Source organism: Zoogloea sp. (genome assembly GCF_041904905.1).
Lineage (GTDB): Bacteria > Pseudomonadota > Gammaproteobacteria > Burkholderiales > Rhodocyclaceae > Zoogloea.
In genome coordinates, this window is the sequence record NZ_JAYRMI010000032.1 from 25,063 (window position 1) to 44,383 (window position 19,321).

General features: G+C 70.8%; 13 protein-coding genes. 6 read left to right on the top strand and 7 right to left on the bottom strand.

Features of this window, described 5'->3' with window-relative positions:
• Positions 1-104 precede the first annotated feature (104 nt).
• Positions 105-755 carry a lytic transglycosylase domain-containing protein gene (locus tag ACE3N6_RS10800; RefSeq protein WP_374245628.1) on the top strand — a complete coding sequence of 217 codons (651 nt, stop codon included), beginning with the start codon at positions 105-107 and terminating at the stop codon, positions 753-755.
• Positions 756-864: 109 nt separating this feature from the next.
• Here ACE3N6_RS10800 and ACE3N6_RS10805 read toward each other — a convergent pair whose 3' ends face one another.
• From ACE3N6_RS10805 to ACE3N6_RS10815, 3 genes are all read right to left on the bottom strand, one after another.
• On the bottom strand, positions 865-2,019 hold the full coding sequence (locus ACE3N6_RS10805) for a pyridoxal phosphate-dependent aminotransferase (RefSeq protein ID WP_374245630.1): 1,155 nt from the start codon (positions 2,017-2,019) through the stop codon (positions 865-867).
• A 91-nt stretch (positions 2,020-2,110) separates the two neighbouring features.
• The gene (locus tag ACE3N6_RS10810; protein ID WP_374245632.1) at positions 2,111-2,809 is read right to left on the bottom strand and encodes a 2'-5' RNA ligase family protein; all 699 of its coding nucleotides are present in this window, start codon (positions 2,807-2,809) and stop codon (positions 2,111-2,113) included.
• 14 nt (positions 2,810-2,823) lie between these two features.
• Complete coding sequence (locus tag ACE3N6_RS10815; protein ID WP_374245634.1) at positions 2,824-3,246, bottom strand: hypothetical protein; 423 nt, start codon at positions 3,244-3,246, stop codon at positions 2,824-2,826.
• A 284-nt stretch (positions 3,247-3,530) separates the two neighbouring features.
• Here ACE3N6_RS10815 and ACE3N6_RS10820 point away from each other — a divergent pair, with 284 nt between their 5' ends.
• From ACE3N6_RS10820 to ACE3N6_RS10840, 5 genes are all read left to right on the top strand, one after another.
• Positions 3,531-4,817, top strand: coding sequence for an MdtA/MuxA family multidrug efflux RND transporter periplasmic adaptor subunit (locus ACE3N6_RS10820; RefSeq protein WP_374245636.1), 1,287 nt, complete (start codon positions 3,531-3,533; stop codon positions 4,815-4,817).
• A gap of 15 nt (positions 4,818-4,832) precedes the next feature.
• Entirely contained in the window at positions 4,833-7,964 is a 3,132-nt protein-coding gene (locus ACE3N6_RS10825) for an MdtB/MuxB family multidrug efflux RND transporter permease subunit (protein WP_374245656.1), read from the top strand.
• Positions 7,965-9,216: 1,252 nt separating this feature from the next.
• Positions 9,217-12,324, top strand: coding sequence for a multidrug efflux RND transporter permease subunit (locus ACE3N6_RS10830; RefSeq protein WP_374245638.1), 3,108 nt, complete (start codon positions 9,217-9,219; stop codon positions 12,322-12,324).
• A 2-nt stretch (positions 12,325-12,326) separates the two neighbouring features.
• Positions 12,327-13,748 (top strand): efflux transporter outer membrane subunit, encoded by a 1,422-nt coding sequence (locus tag ACE3N6_RS10835; RefSeq protein WP_374245640.1) that lies wholly within the window; start codon positions 12,327-12,329, stop codon positions 13,746-13,748.
• 114 nt (positions 13,749-13,862) lie between these two features.
• On the top strand, positions 13,863-14,912 hold the full coding sequence (locus ACE3N6_RS10840; RefSeq protein ID WP_374245642.1) for a patatin-like phospholipase family protein: 1,050 nt from the start codon (positions 13,863-13,865) through the stop codon (positions 14,910-14,912).
• Positions 14,913-15,026: 114 nt separating this feature from the next.
• Here the strand turns inward: ACE3N6_RS10840 and ACE3N6_RS10845 are convergent, their stop codons facing one another.
• The 4 genes from ACE3N6_RS10845 to ACE3N6_RS10860 all read right to left on the bottom strand — a co-directional run.
• A complete protein-coding gene (locus ACE3N6_RS10845) occupies positions 15,027-15,437 on the bottom strand; it encodes an energy transducer TonB (protein WP_374245644.1) in 411 nt (136 codons plus the stop codon).
• Between the two features lie 13 nt (positions 15,438-15,450).
• On the bottom strand, positions 15,451-16,533 hold the full coding sequence (locus ACE3N6_RS10850; RefSeq protein ID WP_374245646.1) for an alpha-hydroxy acid oxidase: 1,083 nt from the start codon (positions 16,531-16,533) through the stop codon (positions 15,451-15,453).
• A gap of 311 nt (positions 16,534-16,844) precedes the next feature.
• Complete coding sequence (locus tag ACE3N6_RS10855; protein ID WP_374245648.1) at positions 16,845-17,525, bottom strand: Fe2+-dependent dioxygenase; 681 nt, start codon at positions 17,523-17,525, stop codon at positions 16,845-16,847.
• Positions 17,526-17,587: 62 nt separating this feature from the next.
• A partial coding sequence (locus tag ACE3N6_RS10860; RefSeq protein ID WP_374245650.1) for a TonB-dependent receptor occupies positions 17,588-19,321 on the bottom strand: 1,734 nt, incomplete at its 5' end.

The window sequence follows — 19,321 nt, forward strand, 5'->3', positions numbered from 1 at the left end:
ATCGGGGCGGCACTTCGTGCGCGCTTGCTGGGCTGTGGCCACAGAAAGGAGAGCCCATGTTCGCAACTCGTATCACGAAGTACGCACGTCACGCGGCTTCATTCATGCTTCACTTCGCCCACGGCGGTCTGCTCGTCGCTGGCCTTATCGTTACTCTTTTTGTCGCTTCGCGGATCGCCAATCATGGCGTTCAGGGTCTCTCCCTCGGCAGTCTCACCGGTGCATCTGCCACCGTGGCCGCCGTCGAGGAGATCGAGCCGGAAGTCGTGGAAGTCGCCGACACCCCGTCCTCCAAGCTCAGTCCCGACCTGCAGCGCGTCAAGGCGTATATCGCCAAGCGCTACCAGGTGTCCGCGGTTGCCGTCGAACCGCTGCTGGCTTCGGCCCAGCAGACCGGCCGCAGCGTCGGTGTCGACCCGCTGCTGCTGGTGGCGGTGATGGCCATCGAGTCGCGCTTCAACCCCTTTGCCGAGAGCCCGATGGGCGCCCAGGGCCTGATGCAGGTCATCCCCAAGTGGCATCCGGACAAGGTGGACGTGAAGACCGACAAGGGCGCGATGTTCGACCCGGACACCAACATCCGTGTCGGCGCCCTGGTGCTCAAGGAGTACATCCAGAGCACCGGCTCGGTCGAGCGTGCCCTTCAGCAGTACAACGGTTCCAGCGACCCCACCGCGCCCTACGCCAACAAGGTGATGGCGGTGAAGGCCCAGCTGAGCCAGGCCGCCCGCGGCGGCAAGTACTTCGGGGCCTGATCGGGCGCTCCGCGTGCCTGCCGGCTGGCAGGCGCGTGCTTTCCTTCTTCTGCCGAACCCCTCCGCGCCCCCGCAACAGGCGTCGGAGGGCGATGCGCGCCGCCGCTGCCTACAGCACGCGGCGGATGCGTTCGGCGGCTTCTACCAGCCGGGCTTCGTCGGTGGTGTAGGCAATGCGCAGGTGACGCTCTGGCGCGTTGTCCCCGAAGTCGATGCCCGGGGTGGTGGCCACGCCGGCTTCCTCGATCAGCCGCTGGGCGAGTTCCTCGCTGCTGGCGGCGATGTCGGAGATGTCGGCGTAGAGATAGAAGGCCCCCTGGGGCTCCGTGGCAAAGCGGAAGCCGATGTCGCGCAGCGCAGGCAACAGCGCATTGCGACGGTCGGCGAAGGCGTGGCGACGGGCCTCCAGGATCTCCAGCGTGCCCGGCTCGAAGGCCGCCAGCGCAGCGTGCTGGGCCGGGGTCGACGGCGAGATGAAGAAGTGCTGGGCGAGTTTCTCGATCTCCCGCACGTAGCCTTCGGGCACCACCATCCAGCCCAGCCGCCAGCCGGTCATCCCGAAATACTTCGAAAAGCTGTTTACCACGAACACGTCATCGGCCCGGCCGAGGGCGGTGCTCGCCTCGACGCCGTAGTTCAGGCCCTGATAGATCTCGTCCACGATCAGCACGCCACCCCGCGCGGCCACCGTGTCGCGCAGGGCGACGATCTCGTCCAGATCCAGCAGGGTGCCGGTGGGGTTGGCCGGGGACGCGACCATCAGCCCGCGGGTGCTGGGCGTCCAGGCGGCGGCGACATGATCCGGCGTGGGCTGGAAGCGGGTGGTGGCATCCACCGGCAGGGCCACCGGCTTGCCCTCGAAGCTGCGCACCAGATGGCGGTTGGAGGGGTAGCCCGGATCGGGCAGCAGCCATTCGTCGCCCGGATCGGTGAGCACGCCCAGGGCCAGCATCAGCGCGCCGGACGCGCCGGGGGTGACGACGATGCGCTCGGGCGCCACGTCGGCCCCGAAGCGGTCGCGGTAGAAGCGGGCGATGGCCTCGCGGAGCGCGGTGAGGCCCAGGGCCGGCGTGTAGTGCACATGGCCGCTGGTGAGGAAGCGGCGGCCGGCCTCGACGATGGGGGCGGGGCTGGGGAAATCCGGCTCGCCCACCTCCAGGTGGATGATGTCGCGGCCTTCGGCGGCCAGGGCGTGGGCGCGCTTGAGGATCTCCATCACGTGGAAGGGCTGGATGTCGGCCATGCGGCGGGCGATTCGGGTCATCGCGAAGTCCTGCTGAAACGGGTGGGGAATCGGCCATTGTAGGCCAGCCCCGGCGCTGGGCGCGACCCGGCCGGCCGGAAAGGGCGGGGTTTCAGCCGGCGTCTGGCCAGCCGGCAGGGCGCCGCAGCCAGTCGAGCCGGCGGTGGGCGAGGTCGAAGTGGGCCAGGGTGGTGAGCGCGCCGCCGATCTCGGGCGCGGCGTAGTGCATCAGGCTGATGCGCGCGACGTGGCAGGGCTGGGGGGGGGTGGGGAAGCGGTCGAGCCGCGGCTGGATGTGGGCGGTGGGCCACACGCCGGCGTACAGGCCCACCGTGACGTGGGGCGTGTACGGGCCGCCGGGTTCGTCTTGCGTTCCGGCGAGCGCCTGGCGCAGACGGTGAATGCCGCCAGCCGGATCGGTGACGGCAAGGTAGGGCGCCGAGCTGAAGCTGGCCAGCGCCCCGACGTTGAGCGGGAAGGGCGCGGGGGCGTGCGCGGCCAGGGCCGCCACCTGGGCCGCGAAGCGATCCGGGCCGTAGTCGTCGGGGTGCTGCGGGGTGGCGGTGGGAAAGCCGCCCAAAGCCAGGGTGATGTGCGGCTGGCGGCGGTAGCCGTCGAGGAGCAGCCCGGCCAGATGGGCGTCGGCGCCCGCCACGGCGAGGCGCACCTCCGGCAGGTCCACGTCCACCGCCCACAGGGCGTAGTGGGGGCGGCCCAGGTGCCATTCGGGAAAATCCCGGCGTTCGTTGCGCAGGGTGTGCCCGGCGGCCAGGAAGGCCGCCCGGGCGAGGTCGAGGGGGTGATCGCTCAAGGGCGCAGGCTGCGTCAGCGGGGCTGGGTGGCCGAGGGCAGGCGCTCGCACATCCGGGCGCGCGGCTCGGGCAGGGTCTGGCCCTTGGCCTTGGCGCGTTCGGCCATCTGGGCGTGGTGCTCGGTGAGGTAGGCCAGGCACTCCTCGCGGGATTGCATGCCGCGCATCCGGTCCCGGTGGGCGCTGCGTTCCTCCGGCGTCATCAGCGCCAGCCCCGGCGTGTTGCGGCGGTTGGCCCGCCAGTTGCACTGGGGCATGGGTTGGGGCGTGGGCCGGGCCTGCCCCGCGGCCATGCAGGGGCGATTGGCCGGACCGGCGCCCGGCCCCATCCCGCTGCCCATCCCGCCGCCCATCCCGGGCCCGGGCTGGGCCCAGGCGAGGCTGCCGGTCAACAGGCTGGCGGCCGCCAGCAGGAGGCTGTGCTTGAGGGTGTTCATGGTGGTCTCCCGATCGAGGGCCCGCCGGGCAAGACGATGCGCCGGCACGGGCCATCCAGCCCAATGGTAGCGCGCCGGCGCCAGCTTTCAAGCGCCGCCCCGGAACCCCACCCCTCCAGGACGGTCTCCCACTACCCCAGCCTTCCCGATGCGCAGCCGTTCGCCGACCGCCCTTGACGTTGCTTAACGGTCGCTTCGTGTAGCATTGGCTGCTACCCGTATCCGGCCCCGTGCCGGCTTGCCGCCCGGCTGTGCCATGCCTGGGCGTGTTCCGGAAAAGCCCCATGTCCAGTCCTGCCAGCGCTTCGTCCCTGCCCGCCTCGCCTTCCGCCGATTCCGCCCGCCGCAAACGCCGTCGCGTGTGGCCCTACCTCGTGGGGCTGGCGGTGCTGGGGGCGGGCGGGTGGTACGCCACCCACCGACCGGCGCCGGAGGGCGAGGGCGGTGCCCGACCCGCCGAGTCGCGCCGCGGTGGCCCCGGCGGCCCGCGCGGCGACCGGCCGATCCCGGTGACGCTGGAGGCCGTCGCCACCCGCGACGTGCGCGTGGTGGTGCCGGCCCTGGGCAGCGTGGTGCCGCGCAACCAGGCGGTGGTGCGCACCCGGGTGGATGGCCCGCTGCTGGCGGTGAGATTTACCGAAGGCCAGCCGGTGAAGGCCGGCGAGGTGCTCGCCCTGATCGACCCGGAGCCCTTCAAGGCGGCGCTGGAGCAGGCCCGCGGCACCCTCGCCCGGGACACCGCGCTGCTGAAGAACGCGAAGCTCGACCTCGAGCGCTACCGCGGCCTGCTGGCCCAGGATTCCATCGCCAGGCAGCAGGTGGATACCCAGGAGGCGCTGGTGCGCCAGTACCAGGGCACGGTGCAGGCCGACGAGGCGGCGGTGAAGAGCGCCGAGCTGCAGCTCTCCTACACCACCGTCAAGGCGCCGATTGCCGGCCGCGCCGGCCTGCGCAGCGTCGACCCGGGCAACATCGTCAAGGCGTCCGACACCGCCGGCCTCGTCACCATCGCCCAGGTCACGCCGATCACCGCCGTCTTCGCGGTGCCGGAGGATCGCCTGCCGGCCATCATGGCGCGGGTGAAATCCGGTGCCGGGCTGGCGGTGGAGGCCTGGGACCGGGACATGAAGACGCGCCTCGCCGAAGGCCGGCTGCTGGCGGTGGATAGCCTCATCGACACCGCCACCGGCACCGTCAGGCTGAAGGCCGAGTTCGCCAACAAGGACGGCAGCCTGTTCCCCAACCAGTTCGTCAATGTGCGCCTGCTGCTCGACACCCTGAAGGGCGTGGTGGCGGTGCCGACGGCCGCGGTCCAGCAGGGCGCCAAGGGGCGCTTCGTGTATCGCCTGGGCGAAGGCGGCAAGGTGGCCGCGGTGCCGGTGAAGCTGGGTGCCACCGATGCCGGCGTGGCGGTGGTCGAGGAGGGCCTCGCCGCCGGCGACAAGGTGGTGGTGGATGGCCTCGACAAGCTGAAGGACGGCGCGATGGTGGAAGCCATCGACCCGAAGGCGGCCGATGCGCCGGGCCGCGACAAGAAGCGCGGCAATGGCGGCGGCCGGCCGGGGCACTGAGCGGATGCGCGGCCGATCTGCCGGCGCGGGCCCGTCTGCCCGCCGCACCGCCCGGAGGCGCGGGCGATGAACCCCTCCCGTCTCTTCATCCTGCGCCCGGTGGCCACGTCGCTGCTGATGGTGGCGATCCTGCTGGCGGGCCTGGTGGCCTACCGGCTGCTGCCGATCTCGGCGCTGCCGGAGGTGGATTACCCCACCATCCAGGTCAAGACGCTCTACCCCGGCGCCAGCCCCGATGTGATGACCTCCGCCATCACCGCGCCGCTGGAGCGCCAGTTCGGCCAGATGCCGGGGCTGGACGAGATGTCGTCCACCAGCTCGGGTGGGGCCTCGGTCATCACCCTGCGCTTCACCCTGTCGATGGGGCTGGACGTGGCCGAGCAGCAGGTGCAGGCGGCCATCAACGCCGCGTCCAACCTGCTGCCCACCGACCTGCCGGCGCCGCCCACCTACAGCAAGGTGAACCCGGCCGACGCGCCCATCCTCACCCTGGCGGTGAGTTCGCCCAGCCTGCCGATCACCCGCATCCACGATCTGGTGGAGAGCCGCCTCGCCCAGAAGATCGCCCAGGTGCCCGGCGTGGGGCTGGTGAGCATCGCCGGCGGGCGTCGCCCGGCGGTGCGGGTGCAGGTCAACCCCACCGCTGCCGCGGCCTACGGGCTGGGGCTGGAGGACCTCCGCACGGCCATCGCCAACGCCAACGTCACCCAGGCCAAGGGCAGCTTCGACGGCCCCCAGCGCGCCTCGACCATCGACGCCAACGACCAGCTGCGTTCGGCGGACGAATACGCCCGGCTCATCGTCGCCTACAAAAACGGCAACCCGATCCGCCTCGCCGACGTGGCCTCGCTCGTCGATGGCGCCGAGAACCTGCGCCTCGCCGCCTGGGCCGACCGCCAGGACGCGGTGATCGTCAACGTGCAGCGCCAGCCCGGCGCCAACGTGATCGAGGTGGCCGACAAGGTGACGGCGCTGCTCCCGCAGATGACCGCCAGCCTGCCCGCGTCGCTGGACGTGCGGGTCATCAACGACCGCACCACCACCATCCGCGCCTCGGTGCGCGACGTGCAGATCGAGCTGGTGCTGGCGGTGGCGCTGGTGGTGATGGTGATCTTCCTGTTCCTGCGCAGCGTGCCGGCCACCGTCATCCCCAGCGTGGCGGTGCCCCTGTCCATCGTCGGCACCTTCGGGGTGATGTACCTCGCCGGCTTCAGCCTCAACAACCTCACCCTGATGGCGCTCACCATCTCCACCGGCTTCGTGGTGGACGACGCCATCGTGATGATCGAGAACATCGCCCGCTACGTGGAGGAGGGCGAATCGCCGATGGAGGCGGCCCTCAAGGGCGCCCGCCAGATCGGCTTCACGATCATCTCCCTCACCTTCTCGCTGATCGCGGTGCTCATCCCGCTGCTCTTCATGGCCGATGTGGTGGGGCGGCTGTTCCGGGAGTTCGCCATCACCATGGCCATCGCCATCCTCATCTCGGCGGTGGTGTCCCTCACCCTCACGCCGATGATGTGCGCGCGGCTCCTCAAGCACGTGCCCGAGGGCCAGCAGGGCGGGTTCTACAAAACGATGGGCCGCTTCTTCGACCGGGTGATCGCCCGCTACGGGGCGATGCTCGAATGGGTGCTGGCGCGGCAGGGCCTCACCCTGCTGGTGGCGGTGGGCACCCTGGCGCTCACCGTGCTGCTCTACGTGGCGGTGCCCAAGGGCTTCTTCCCGGTGCAGGACACCGGAGCGATCCAGGGCATCACCGAGGCCGACCAGTCGATCTCCTTCGCCGCCATGGCCGAGCGCCAGCAGGCGGTGGCCGAGGTGGTGCTGAACGACCCGGCGGTGGCCGGCCTGTCGTCCTTCATCGGCGTGGATGGCACCAACGCCACGCTCAACAGCGGGCGCCTGCTCATCAGCCTCAAGCCCCGGGCCGAGCGCGACGCCAGCGCCACCGAGGTCATCCGCCGCCTGCAGCCCGCGCTGCAGCAGGTGGCCGGCATCACCCTCTACATGCAGCCGGTGCAGGATCTTTCGATTGAGGACCGGGTGAGCCGCACCCAGTACCAGTTCTCGCTGATGGCGCCCGACGCCGCGCTGCTCTCCGACTGGGTGCCGCGCCTGCTGGAGCGGATGCGCAGCCTGCCCCAGCTGGCCGACGTGGCTTCCGATCTGCAAGACCGGGGCCTCCAGGCGTGGATCGAGATCGACCGGGCCAGCGCCGCCCGGCTGGGGGTGAGCACCGCCGCCATCGACGCCGCCCTCTACAACGCCTACGGCCAGCGGCTGGTGTCCACCATCTTCACCCAGACCACCCAGTACCGGGTGGTGCTGGAGGTGCAGCCCGCGTTCCGCGCCACGCCCGACGCCATCGCCAAGCTCTACGTGGCCGGCACCGGCGGCGTGCAGGTGCCCCTGTCGTCGGTGGTCAAGGTGACGGAGCGCCCGGCCACCCTGGCGGTGAATCACCTGGGGCAGTTCCCGGCGGCCACCCTGTCCTTCAACCTCGCCCCCGGCGCCGCGCTGGGCGACGCGGTGGACGCGATCCGCGCCGCCGAGGCCGAGCTGGGCATGCCGGCGAGCATCGAGACCCGCTTCCTGGGCGCTGCGCTGGCCTTCCAGTCGTCCCTCACCAGCACCCTGCTGCTGATCCTCGCCGCGGTGGTCACCATGTACATCGTGCTGGGCGTGCTCTACGAGAGCTACATCCACCCGGTGACCATCCTCTCCACGCTGCCCTCCGCCGGCGTGGGCGCCTTGCTGGCCCTGCTGGTGGCCCGCACCGAGCTGGGCATCGTGGGCATCATCGGCATCGTGCTGCTGATCGGCATCGTCAAGAAGAACGCCATCATGATGATCGACTTCGCCCTGGACGCGCAGCGCAGCACCGGCCTGGGCCCCCGCGAGGCGATCTTCCAGGCCTGCCTGCTGCGCTTCCGCCCGATCCTGATGACCACCCTCGCGGCGCTCCTGGGCGCGCTGCCGCTGATGCTGGGCAGTGGCGTCGGCTCCGAACTGCGCCAGCCCCTGGGCATCACCCTGGTGGGCGGGCTGCTGGTGAGTCAGGTGCTCACCCTGTTCACCACGCCGGTGATCTACCTGGCCTTCGACCGCCTCGCGCGGCGGGTGAAGGGGGAGGGCGCAGCGTGAGCGGGGCGCCGGGCCTCGCCCGCAACCCATCGGCCCGCGCCCGCAGGGCCGGGAGCCGTGGCCGCAAGGCCGAAGGCGCCGCCCGCAAGGCTTTTTGCCTTGCAGCCAGGGCTCTCCGCCTTGTGCGCAAGGCAAAAAGCCTTGCCCCGCCGGCCCAAAGCCTTGTGCCCAAGGCCGCCTGCCTCGCCCCCCGCTCGCAAAGCCTTGCGGGCAACGCCCAAAGCCTTGCCGGCAAGGCAAAAAGCCTTGGATGCCCAGGCGCCGAGCCTTGCCCGCAAGGCTTTTTGCCTTGCGCACAAGGCGAAAAGCCGCGGGATGCTTGCTGGGTTCTGTGGCGACGCAAAGCGGTGAGTCGCCCGCCGGGGGCGGCGGCGCAGGCGGGGCTTCGGGGAGCATCGCCCCGCGCCGCCGGAGCCGGCCGGGTGTGCCAACCCGGCCGTGGCGCGAACTCCCCGGCCAATCCCTGCCCAAAAAATCACCGCAGCCATCGCCAGCCGCGAGCGGTCAAGGGGTGGGCGAGGGCGAACACCTTCGCCCCTGCATGTCCTCCCCGCTCCACCACGGCATCTCGTCGGGTTACGCCCTGCGGGCTAACCCGACCTACGGCGACTCGTCGGGTTACGCCCTGTGGGCTAACCCGACCTACGGCGACTTCTCCGCAGCTCGGCGGCTCAGACGGGCTTTCCGGAATCACCGAGCCTCGGCTGGGGGTGTCGTCGGGATTGAACGGGCGGAGAAAAGCACATCTTCCCAGCGCGTTCGACCGCAATAGTCGCCTCCGTAAAGGCACGGTGCCCGGCAAAAGCCCGTCTGAACCGCCGAGCAGCGCAGCAACGGGCGGGGCCTTCCGGCGCAGCTGTTTGAGCCCGCAGGGCGAGTTCTGCGCCGGCCGCCCGGTGCGAGCAGCGCAGGGGAGTCGTCCGCAACGCGGACGACCGGTGAAGCCGGGTCGCCTTTCTTGCTTACTTCTTTGGCGAAGCAAAAAAGTAAGTCGCCTGCCGGGGGCGGAGGCGGGGTTTCGCGGAGCATCGCTCCGCGCCGCCGGAGCCGGCCGGGTGTGCAAACCCGACCGTGGAACGAATTCCCCGGCCAATCCCTGCTCATCGAACGCACGAAACGAATTTAGCCGAGTCACCCGTCGAGCCCACGTTGGGCGACTGAAGTCGCCCCGAAAGGGGCGGCCGATGCGTGAGTCGGTCAGCGGAGGGCGCAGTCCATTCCTCACCTGGGGGAAAAGAGGGGGCGCAACCCCATGAACCTCTCCCGCCTCTTCATCTTCCGCCCCGTCGCCACCACGCTGCTCACCCTGGCCATCGCCCTGGCGGGGGCGATTGCCTTCCGGCTGCTGCCGGTGGCGCCGCTGCCCCAGGTGGAATACCCCACCATCTCGGTCTCCGCCAGCCTGCCCGGGGCCAGCCCGGAGGTGATGGCGGCCACCGTGGCCGGGCCGCTGGAGCGCATTCTCGGGCAGATCGCCGGGGTCACCGAGATGACCTCCACCAGCACCCTCGGCGCCACCCGGGTGACGCTGCAGTTCGACCTCTCCCGCAGCATCGACGGCGCCGCCCGCGAGGTGCAGGCCGCCATCAACGCGGCGCGCAGCCAGCTGCCCACCAGCCTGCCCAGCAACCCCACCTATCGCAAGGTGAACCCGGCCGATACGCCGATCGTCATCCTGGCGCTCACCTCGGCCACCCTGTCGCAAGGCCAGCTCTACGACGCGGCGTCCACCGTGCTCGCCCAGCGCCTGGCGCAGGTGGACGGGGTGGGGCAGGTGAGCATCGGCGGCAGCTCGCTGCCCGCGGTGCGCGTCGAGCTGGACCCGGACCGCCTCGCCGCCAACGGCCTCAACCTGGACGACGTGCGCACCGCCATCGTCGGCGCCAACGCCAACCGGCCCAAGGGCGTGCTGGAGGACGAAGCCCGCGCCTGGCAGGTGGGCGCCAACGATCAGGCCCGCAGCGCCGACGACTATCGCCCCCTCATCGTGTCGTGGAAGAACGGCGCCGCGGTGCGCCTCGGCGACGTGGCGCGGGTGCGCGACGGGGTCGAGAACGACCGCAACTACGGCTACGCCAACGGCCGCCCGGCGGTGCTGCTGATGATTAACCGCCAGCCCGGCGCCAACATCATCGAGACGGTGGATCGGGTCACCGCGCTGCTGCCGCGCCTGTCGGCCAGCATCTCCCCGGCCATCGACCTGACCGTGGTGATGGACCGCACGCCCACCATCCGCGGCGCGCTGAAGGAGGTCGAGCGCACCCTGACGATCTCGGTGGCGCTGGTGGTGATGGTGGTCTTCCTGTTCCTGAGGAGCGCCCGCGCCACCGCCATCCCCAGCGTGGTGGTGCCGGTGTCGCTGGTGGGCACCTTCGCGGTGATGTACCTGGCCGGCTACAGCCTCGACAACCTGTCGCTGATGGCCCTCACCATCGCCACCGGCTTCGTGGTGGACGACGCCATCGTGGTGCTGGAGAACATCGCCCGCCACGTGGACGAGGGCCTGTCGCCGCTGCGGGCGGCGCTCAAGGGTGCGCGGGAGATCGGCTTCACGGTGGTGTCCATGAGCCTGTCGCTGATCGCCGCCTTCATCCCCATCCTTGCCATGGGCGGGCTGGTGGGGCGGCTGTTCCGGGAGTTCGCGGTCACGCTGTCGGCGGCGATCCTGGTGTCGATGGTGGTATCGCTCACCGCCACGCCGATGATGTGCGCCCGGCTGCTGCGCCCGCGCCCGGCCGACGACGCGCCGCGCAGCCGCTTTGACCGCGTGGTCGGCGGCGTGCTCGACTCGCTGGTGGCGGGCTACCGGCGCAGCCTGGGCTGGGCGCTGGATCACCGCTGGCTGGTGCTGCTGGTGCTGGCGGCCACCGTCGGCTTCAACGTGCATCTGTACAACACGATTCCCAAGGGCTTCTTTCCCCAGCAGGACACCGGCCGCCTGCGGGGCTTCGTCGAGGCCGATCAGGCCATCTCCTTCCAGGCCATGAAGGCCAAGATGGACAGCTTCCTCGCCATCGTCGGCGCCGACCCGGCGGTGGACACCGTCACCGGCTTCACCGGCGGCAGCCAGCGCAACTACGGCTCGATGTTCATCACCCTCAAGCCCATCGGCGAGCGCAAGGAGTCGGCCGACGCGGTGGTGGGCCGGCTGCGCAAGAAGCTCGCCAAGGTGCCCGGCGCCAATCTGTACCTCAGCCCGGTGCAGGACATCCGGATCGGCGGGCGCTCCGGCAACGCGGCCTACCAATTCACCCTGCAGTCCGACAGCCTGGACGAGCTGCGCCTGTGGGCGCCGCGCATCCGCAACGCCATGAGCCGGCTCGACGAGATCGTGGATGTGTCCTCCGACCAGCAGGACGCCGGCCCCCAGACCACCGTGACCATCGACCGGGACGCCGTCGCCCGCCACGGGCTGACCATGCGGGCCGTCACCACCGCGCTCAACGACGCCTACGGCCAGCGTCAGGTGTCCACCATCTACAACCCCCTCAACCAGTACCGGGTGGTGATGGAGGCCATGCCCAGCTACCTGCAGGGGCCGGATTCCCTCGCCCAGCTCACGCTCGTCACGCCCACCGGCGGGCTGGTGCCCCTGTCGGCCATCGCCCGCTTCGAGACCACCCTGGCGCCGCTTTCCGTCAACCACCAGGGCGGCTCGGCGGCCTCGACGATCAGCTTCTCGCTGCCCGAGGGCGGCGCCATCGGCACCGCCACCGTGGCGATCCACGACGCGCTGGCCAGGATCGGCGTGCCGGTGGGCATCCGCACCAGCTTCGAGGGCTCGGCCGGCGCCTTCCAGAAATCCATGAGCACCCAGCCGCTGCTGATCCTCGCCGCGCTCGTCACCATCTACATCGTGCTGGGCATCCTGTACGAGAGCCTGATCCATCCCATCACCATCCTGTCCACCCTGCCCTCGGCCGGCGTGGGGGCGCTCCTGGCGCTGATGGCGGTGGACATGGAGTTCAGCCTCATCGCCATGATCGGGGTGATCCTGCTCATCGGCATCGTCAAGAAGAACGCCATCATGATGATCGACGTGGCCATCGAGCTGATGCGCCGCGAAGGCGCCAGCGCCCGCGACGCCATCCACCGGGCCTGCGTGCTGCGCTTCCGGCCGATCCTGATGACCACCCTGGCCGCGCTGTTCGGGGCGATCCCGCTGGCCATCGGCGCGGGCGACGGCGCCGAGCTGCGCCAGCCCCTGGGCATCGCCATCGTCGGCGGGCTCATCCTCAGCCAGATCCTCACCCTCTACACCACCCCGGTGGTGTTCGTGGCGCTGGCCCGGTTTGCCCGGGGAACAAGAAAATACGAAACCGGCGCCGTGGCACAGCCCGCGCTGGATGGAGCACGCTGAACATGAAACGCAGGATTCTCCGGGCCACGGCCAGCGCCTCCACCGTGGCCGTGCTGCTCACCGGCTGTAGCGTCGGCCCCGCCTACGTCCGCCCCGCCGTCGACACCCCCGCCGTGTTCAAGGAAGCCGGCGACTGGAAGCCCGCCGCGCCCCAGAGCCCGGCCGCCGGCGACACCTGGTGGACCGCCTTCGGCGACCCGGTGCTCGACGCGCTGCAGGCCCAGGTGGACATCTCCAACCACAACCTGCGCGCCGCAGAAGCCCAGTTCCGCCAGGCTCAGGCCCTGGCCGATTCGGCCCGGGCGAGCGGCTTCCCGACCCTCAACGCCACCGCCGGCGCCACCCGCTCGGCCACCTCCGCGGCCACCGACGCCGCCGGCAGCGCGCCGCCCCGCAACAGCTTCAACCTGGGCGCTACCGCCAGCTGGGAGGCCGACGTGTGGGGCCGCATCGCCCGCAACGTGGAGGCCGCCGACCTGCGCGCCAGCGCCAGCGACGCCGACCTCGCCGCCGCGCGCCTGTCGGCCCACGCCAGCCTCGCCCAGAGCTACTTCCAGCTGCGCGCGGCGGATCGCCAGAAGCAGCTCCTCGACGCCGCGGCGGCCGCCTACGAGCGCGCCCTCCAGCTCACCCGCAACCGCTACGCCGCCGGCGTGGCGGGCAAGGCCGACGTGGCCCAGGCCGAAAGCCAGCTCCGCAGCACCCGCGCGTCGGTGCTGGACGCGGCGCTCTCGCGCAGCCAGTTCGAGCACGCCATCGCGGTGCTGGTGGGCAAGGCCCCGGCAGCGTTCGCCATCGCGCCGGTGGAGGGCCCGCTGCCCACGGCCAGCGTGCCGGTCACGCTGCCCTCCACGCTGCTGGAGCGCCGCCCCGACATCGCCGCCGCCGAACGCCGGGTGGCAGCCGCCAACGCCGCCATCGGCGCCGCCCAGGCCGCGCGCTTTCCCGTGCTGGGGCTCACCGCGTCGGCGGGCTTCCGCCGCTCCGACATCGCCGACCTCATCACCGCCCCCAGCCGCTACTGGTCCCTCGGCCCCACGCTGGCGGCGACGATCTTCGACGCCGGCGCCAAGAAGGCCGCCGTCGGCCAGGCCCAGGCCAGCTGGGAGCAGGCCGTCGCCACCTACCGCCAGACGGTGCTGGTCGCCTTCCAGGAAGTGGAGGACAACCTCGCCGCCGCCCGCTATCTGGAGGCCGCTGCCGCCGAGCAGGCCGCCGCCGTCGCCGCCGCCGCCGAAGCCGAGACCATCGCCGAAAACCAGTACCGCGCCGGCACGGTGAGCTACCTCAACGTGGTCACCGCCCAGGCCACCCACCTCGCCGCCCGCCGCACCGCCAACGACCTCGCCGCCCGCCGCCTGGTGGCCGCGGTGCAGCTGGCGAAGAACGCGGGGGGCGGAGTGCGCCCGGCGGGGCCACCGTGACATTTGTCGCCGCCACCGGCGCGGCTTGAACTTCCGCAATCTTTCCCCCTCCATACTGTAGATATTGTGCGGTGCACAATCCGATGTGCCCGCCGCCGACGGAGGAGTGGAACGATGGCGCGCAAGCGATGGTGGCAACGCAGTACGCCGGACGACCCGGCGCTGAGTCTGGCCCTGCAGGGTGGCGGGGCCCATGGGGCTTACACCTGGGGCGTGCTCGACCGCCTGCTGGAGGACGGCTGGCAGCTCGACGGGATCAGCGGCACCAGCGCCGGGGCGATGAACGCGGTGGCGCTGGCTCAGGGCTGGACCACCGGCGGCGCCGACGGCGCGCGGGAGAGCCTGTCCGGCTTCTGGGAGGCGGTGGCCGACAGCGCGCCGCTGGAGCTTGACCTGCTCCACAGCCTCAACCCGGGCGGCAAGGGCGCGCTGCCGGGGCCGATGAGCGCGATGCTGGGCTTCACCCGCTACTTCTCGCCCTACGACTTCAACCCGCTGGAGCTCAACCCCCTGCGCGACGTGGTGCGCGCCCGCTTCGACTTCGAGCGCATCCGGCGGGATTGCCGGCTCAAGCTGTTCATCGCGGCCACGCGGGTGCGCAGCGGCAAGGTGCGCCTGTTCCGCACCGCCGAACTCACCGAGGACGCGCTGCTCGCCTCGGCCTGCCTGCCCACCCTCCACCACGCCGTGGAGATCGACGGCGAGGCTTACTGGGACGGCGGCTTCACCGCCAACCCGGCGATCTACCCGCTGATCTACGAATGCACCACGCCGGACATTCTGCTGGTGATCCTCAACCCCCTCGAACGGCCGGAGCCGCCGCGCACGGTGGACGACATCTCGGCCCGCACCATGGAGCTGGGTTTCTCCACCACCTTCCTGCGCGAGATGCGGATGATCGCCTACGCCCGCGGCTACGTGGACGAGGGGCGCAGCTGGATGCCGCTGGGGCGCTTCGAGCGCCGGCTGATGAACCTGCGCTTCCACCTCATCGAGGCCAAGGAGCTGCTGGAGGCCGGCCGGGGCAGCAAGCTCAACGCCGCCCGGGCCTTTCTGCACGAGCTGCGCGACCTGGGCCGCGCCCGCGCCGCCGAGTGGGTGCGCACCCGGCGCGGCGACGTGGGCCGGCGGGGCACGGTGGATCTGGCGGCGGTGTTCACCTGACCGGCGCGCCCGCGGCGGCCGGCACCCGGGGGCGCGCCCCGAGCCCCGGGGCGGTGAGCCCCGGCATCGCCGCGCAGGCGGGGCGCATCCTCGCGCAGCCGGCCGGTGGCGGCCTCAGAGGGGGGCGCCGAAGCCGCGTTTGCGCTGGCTGATGGGCAGGTGTAGCGGCAGGACGAGGGTCACGTCGCGGGCCTCGCTGCCCGGTGCGGGCAGGAAGCGGGCGTCGCGGACGGCGTGCAGGGCGGCTTCGTCGTGGGCCGGGCTGCCGCAGCTTTCGAGCAGCGCGCTGTGGCGGACCTGGCCGTCGGCGCCCACGTGCAGGCGCAGGATGGCGGCCCGGCGCACGTCGCCCCGCGGGCGCAGGTGGCGCACCTGGATCACCAGCGGGGTGTGTACAGGCAGGGCTTCGATGCCCACCACGGTCTCGGGCCAGGGGTAGCCGGCGCTTTCGGCGGGTGGGGCGACGGGCTGGGCGGCGGCGATCGGCAGCGCAGCCCAGAGCAGCAGGGCGAGGCGTTTCGGCATGGGGGCGCGAGGGTCAGATCAACAGGTCGTCCGGCAGGTCGGTGAGCGTGGCGACGCCGCACAGGGCCATGGCGATCTCCAGCTCGTCCCGCAGCAGGCGGATCACGTGGGCGACGCCCTGGGCGCCGGCGTTGGCAAGGCCAAAGATGTAGGGGCGGCCCACCAGCACCGCGCTGGCGCCCAGGGCCAGTGCCTTGAGCACGTCGGTGCCCCGGCGGATGCCGCCATCCACCAGTAGCGGCAGGCTGCCCTGGAGGGTGTCGGCGATGCGGGGCAGGCAGTCGGCGGTGGGCGGGGCGGCGTCGAGGGTGCGCCCGCCGTGGTTGGAGACGATGAGGCCGCCCACCTGCAGGCGCGCGGCCTGACGGGCGTCGTCCGGGTGGAGGATGCCCTTCAGGATCAGGGGCAGGCGGGTGTCGGCCTGCAGCCGGGCGATGTCGTCCCAGGTGGGGGTGGCGGCGAGCAGGTCGTCGAAGAGGGCGCTCTGGCCGGGCCGCAGGGCGCGCTCCGGGCGCGGGGGCAGGCTGGCCAGGTTGACCGCCGAGATGCCCGGCGGCAGGCGGAAGCCGGCGCGGCGTTCGCGGTCGCGGGCGCCGTGGCAGGGGGCGTCGACGGTGAGGACGAGGGCTTCGTAGCCGGCGGCTTCGGCGCGCTGGACAAGCTCGCGGTTGAAGCCGGCGTCGTGCTGCAGGTAGAGCTGCATCCACAGGGGGCCGCGGCCGGCGTCGTGGCGCACGGCCTGGGCGACGGTTTCGAGGGGCAGGCTGGCCTGGGTGCTGAGGACGAAGCCGGCCTCCTGGGCCGAGGCGGCGATGGCGCTGGCCAGCTCGCCGTCGGGGTGGGCCATGCGCTGGTAGGCCACCGGGGCGAGGAGGATGGGGTGGGCGAGGGTGCGCCCCAGCAGCTCGACCCGGGTGTGGCCGCCGGCCAGCGGGCGCAGCACCCGCGGCTGCAGGTGCGGGGCGTTCCAGGCGTGGCGGTTGGCGGCGAGGCAGCGCTCGTCGGCGGCGCCGCCGGCGAAGTAGGCCCAGGCCTTGTCGTCCAGCACGTTGCGGGCGTGGGCTTCGTGGTCGTCGAGGGAGATCGGGGCGGGCATGGGGGGGCTCTTTGGGGTGTCGCGGTTATTTTTAATCCGACGGAGGAATCGATAATTGCCGGTTCGGGAATATGAGATTGCGGTGCGCGCTTTTTTTAATCGAGGCGCGGTTTTTTTTAATGGCCACCCCGGTTTTTCTTTTAGCGAAAAAGCGATTTCTTTATGGCTTTTCGGCATTTCTTAAATGCCCTTCGCCGATTAAATGATCCGATCTTCGGATTTTTTAAATCGACGGCAGCTTTTTTTTAAAGCCTTGGCAGGATTAAAAAATACCCTTCGGGCAATTAAACCGAGGTGCGGGGCCGCCTGCGTCAGGTGTCGGCCCACATGCGCAGGAGGTTGTGATAGGTGCCGGTGAGGCTGACCGCTTCGTCGGTTTCGCCATGGCGGTCGCGCAGGCGCATCAGGCTCATGTCGAGGTCGAACAGCAGGCGGCGTTGCTCGTCGCTGCGCACCATGCTCTCGATCCAGAAGAAGCAGGCCAGCCGCCAGCCGCGGGTGACCGGGGTGACCTGGTGGATGCTGGTGCCGGGGTAGAGCACGGCGTGGCCGGCGGGGAGCTTGACGCCACGGTTGCCGTAGGTGTCCTGCACCGTCAGCTCGCCGCCGTCGTATTCGTCGGGGTCGGCCAGGAAGACGGTGCACGAGACGTCGGTGCGCACCCGCGTGCCGTCGGCGGTGAAGCGGATGGCGTTATCCACGTGCTCGCCGTAGAAGGGGGTGTCGCCGCCGTAGCGGTTGACCCGCGGGGTGAAGATCTTCTTGGGCAGGGCGGCGCTGAGGATGAGCGGGTGCCGCTCGACGCCGGCCAGCACCATGCTGCGGATCGCCCGGGCGGCGTCGCAGTCGTGGGGGAGCTGCTGGTTGAGCTTGACCGTGCGGGCCTGGGGGCCGGCGCTGTCGCGGCCGTCGGCCCACGGGGCGTCGGCGAGCAGGCGGCGGGCTTCGCGGACCTGGTCGGGGGTGAGGAGGTCGGGGATCTGGAGCAGCATCGGCGGTGGGAGGGGGGAGTGGGGAGTGTGGGGGCAGGGGCCTGCGGCCCCTGCCGGCGCCGTCAGAACTTGAGGGTGGCGGTGAGGTAGAGCGTGCGCCCGAAGCCGGGCACGTAGTGGCCGGTGTAGAAGGCGTCGGCGTACAGCTTGTTGGTGATGTTGTTGAGGTTGGCCTTGAGCATCAGCTTGTCGGCGATGGCCTCGTATTCGGCCATGGCGTCGTAGGTGACGTAGCCCTCGGAGTAGAAGCCGGGGTTGCGGTTGGGGGTGAGCTTGGTGCGGGCGTTGATGCCCAGGCCGGCGCGCAGCTTCTCGGTGAACTGGTAGCTGTTCCACAGGGTGCCCTGGTGCTTGGGGATCAGGGCGGGGCGCTGGCCTTGCTGCTCGTCGTTGTTGGTGGGGCTCTTGACGTCGATCTCGGCGTCCCAGATCCAGGTGTAGGAGCCGAAGATCTCCCAGCGCGGGGTGATCTTGCCGGCCACGTCCATGTCGAAGCCGGTGGCGTGGCGCTTGCCCGACAGGGTGACGATGCTGGGCACCAGGGGGTCGGTGTTGCGCTCGTTGAGCTTGACGCCGCGGAACAGGGCCATGCGGGTGCTCATGCTGCGGCTGGCGTTCTCGATGCGGCCGCCCAGTTCGACGTTGATGGCCTTCTCGGGCGGCACGTCCACCGTGGCGGCGCTGTACGAATAGGTGTCGCCCGAGGTGTTGAAGGAGGTGGCGTAGGAGAGGTGGTAAGACTCGCGCTCGCTCGGCTGGTAGAGCAGGCCCAGGCGCTGGCTGGGCTTGTAGATGGCCTGCTGGTAGTGGGTGACGGCGCCGGTGGTGAGGTTGAACTGGTCGAACTGGCCCGACATGGCGTCGTAGCGCAGGCCGGCGAGGAACTTCCAGTGGGGGATGAATTCGATCAGATCCTGGGCGTAGATGCCGCCGGCGAAGCTCTCGAACTCGGAGGTCTTGCCCGGCACGCGCAGGCTCTCGGGCACGCCCACGCCGTCGTCCGGGGTGCCGACCGTGGTGGTGGGCTTGGTGAGGTTGATGCCGCCCTGGGCCGCGGTGCGGGCGCCATAGACGCGCTTCTTCTCCCAGGCGAAGTCGACGCCGGTCTGCAGGTTGTGCTGCATGCCCCAGGCTTCGAACTTGCTGGATAGATCGCTCTGGGCCAGCAGGTTTTCGTAGCTCTGCATCTTGGGCTGGAAGCCGCGGGTGAGCACGGTGGCGTCGCTGAAGCTGTCGAGCGTGGCCGCCACGCCGCCCGGCTGCAGGCTGGCGGCGCCCAGGCGCACGGTGCTGGCGCGCTGGTCGCGGGTGAAGTCGCCCTTGCGCACCTTGGTGACCAGCTCGGTGTCCTGGGAGAAGCGGTGGGTGTGCATCAGCGTGCCGTAGGTGGCGGTGCCGTAGTTGCGGTCGCTGGCCATGCCGTAGTAGTTCTTCGGGTCCACCGGCAGCATGGTGGTCTCGGACACCGGGGCGCCGGCGTACTTGCGAATCCACGGCAGGCCGTAGTTGATCCCGTTGTTGTTCTCGAGGCGGAAGAAGCCCACCTCGAACTCGTCGCGCCCGCCGATGCCCCAGCGGTAGTCGGCAGCCACGCCCTGCTTGTCGAGGCTGGTGCCGGCGCCGTTGTTGTCGGCCTTGGTGCGCATGGCGTTGATGCGCAGGGCGGCGTCGTCGCCGGTCTTGACGTTGATGTCGGCCACCGCGCGGTGGTAGTTGTGGCTGCCCACGGTCAGGTCGATCTGGTTCTCGTCGATCAGCTTGGCCTGCTTGTTGACCTGGTTGACCGCGCCGCCAGT

Excerpts from the sequence above, each read along its gene's own strand:
- ACE3N6_RS10820 (WP_374245636.1), top strand. The coding sequence starts at position 3,531 with ATGTCCAGTCCTGCCAGCGCTTCGTCCCTGCCCGCCTCGCCTTCCGCC.
- ACE3N6_RS10800 (WP_374245628.1), top strand. The coding sequence starts at position 105 with ATGCTTCACTTCGCCCACGGCGGTCTGCTCGTCGCTGGCCTTATCGTT.
- ACE3N6_RS10805 (WP_374245630.1), bottom strand. The coding sequence starts at position 2,019 with ATGACCCGAATCGCCCGCCGCATGGCCGACATCCAGCCCTTCCACGTG.
- ACE3N6_RS10855 (WP_374245648.1), bottom strand. The coding sequence starts at position 17,525 with ATGCTGCTCCAGATCCCCGACCTCCTCACCCCCGACCAGGTCCGCGAA.
- ACE3N6_RS10845 (WP_374245644.1), bottom strand. The coding sequence starts at position 15,437 with ATGCCGAAACGCCTCGCCCTGCTGCTCTGGGCTGCGCTGCCGATCGCC.
- ACE3N6_RS10815 (WP_374245634.1), bottom strand. The coding sequence starts at position 3,246 with ATGAACACCCTCAAGCACAGCCTCCTGCTGGCGGCCGCCAGCCTGTTG.
- ACE3N6_RS10840 (WP_374245642.1), top strand. The coding sequence starts at position 13,863 with ATGGCGCGCAAGCGATGGTGGCAACGCAGTACGCCGGACGACCCGGCG.
- ACE3N6_RS10850 (WP_374245646.1), bottom strand. The coding sequence starts at position 16,533 with ATGCCCGCCCCGATCTCCCTCGACGACCACGAAGCCCACGCCCGCAAC.
- ACE3N6_RS10835 (WP_374245640.1), top strand. The coding sequence starts at position 12,327 with ATGAAACGCAGGATTCTCCGGGCCACGGCCAGCGCCTCCACCGTGGCC.
- ACE3N6_RS10830 (WP_374245638.1), top strand. The coding sequence starts at position 9,217 with ATGAACCTCTCCCGCCTCTTCATCTTCCGCCCCGTCGCCACCACGCTG.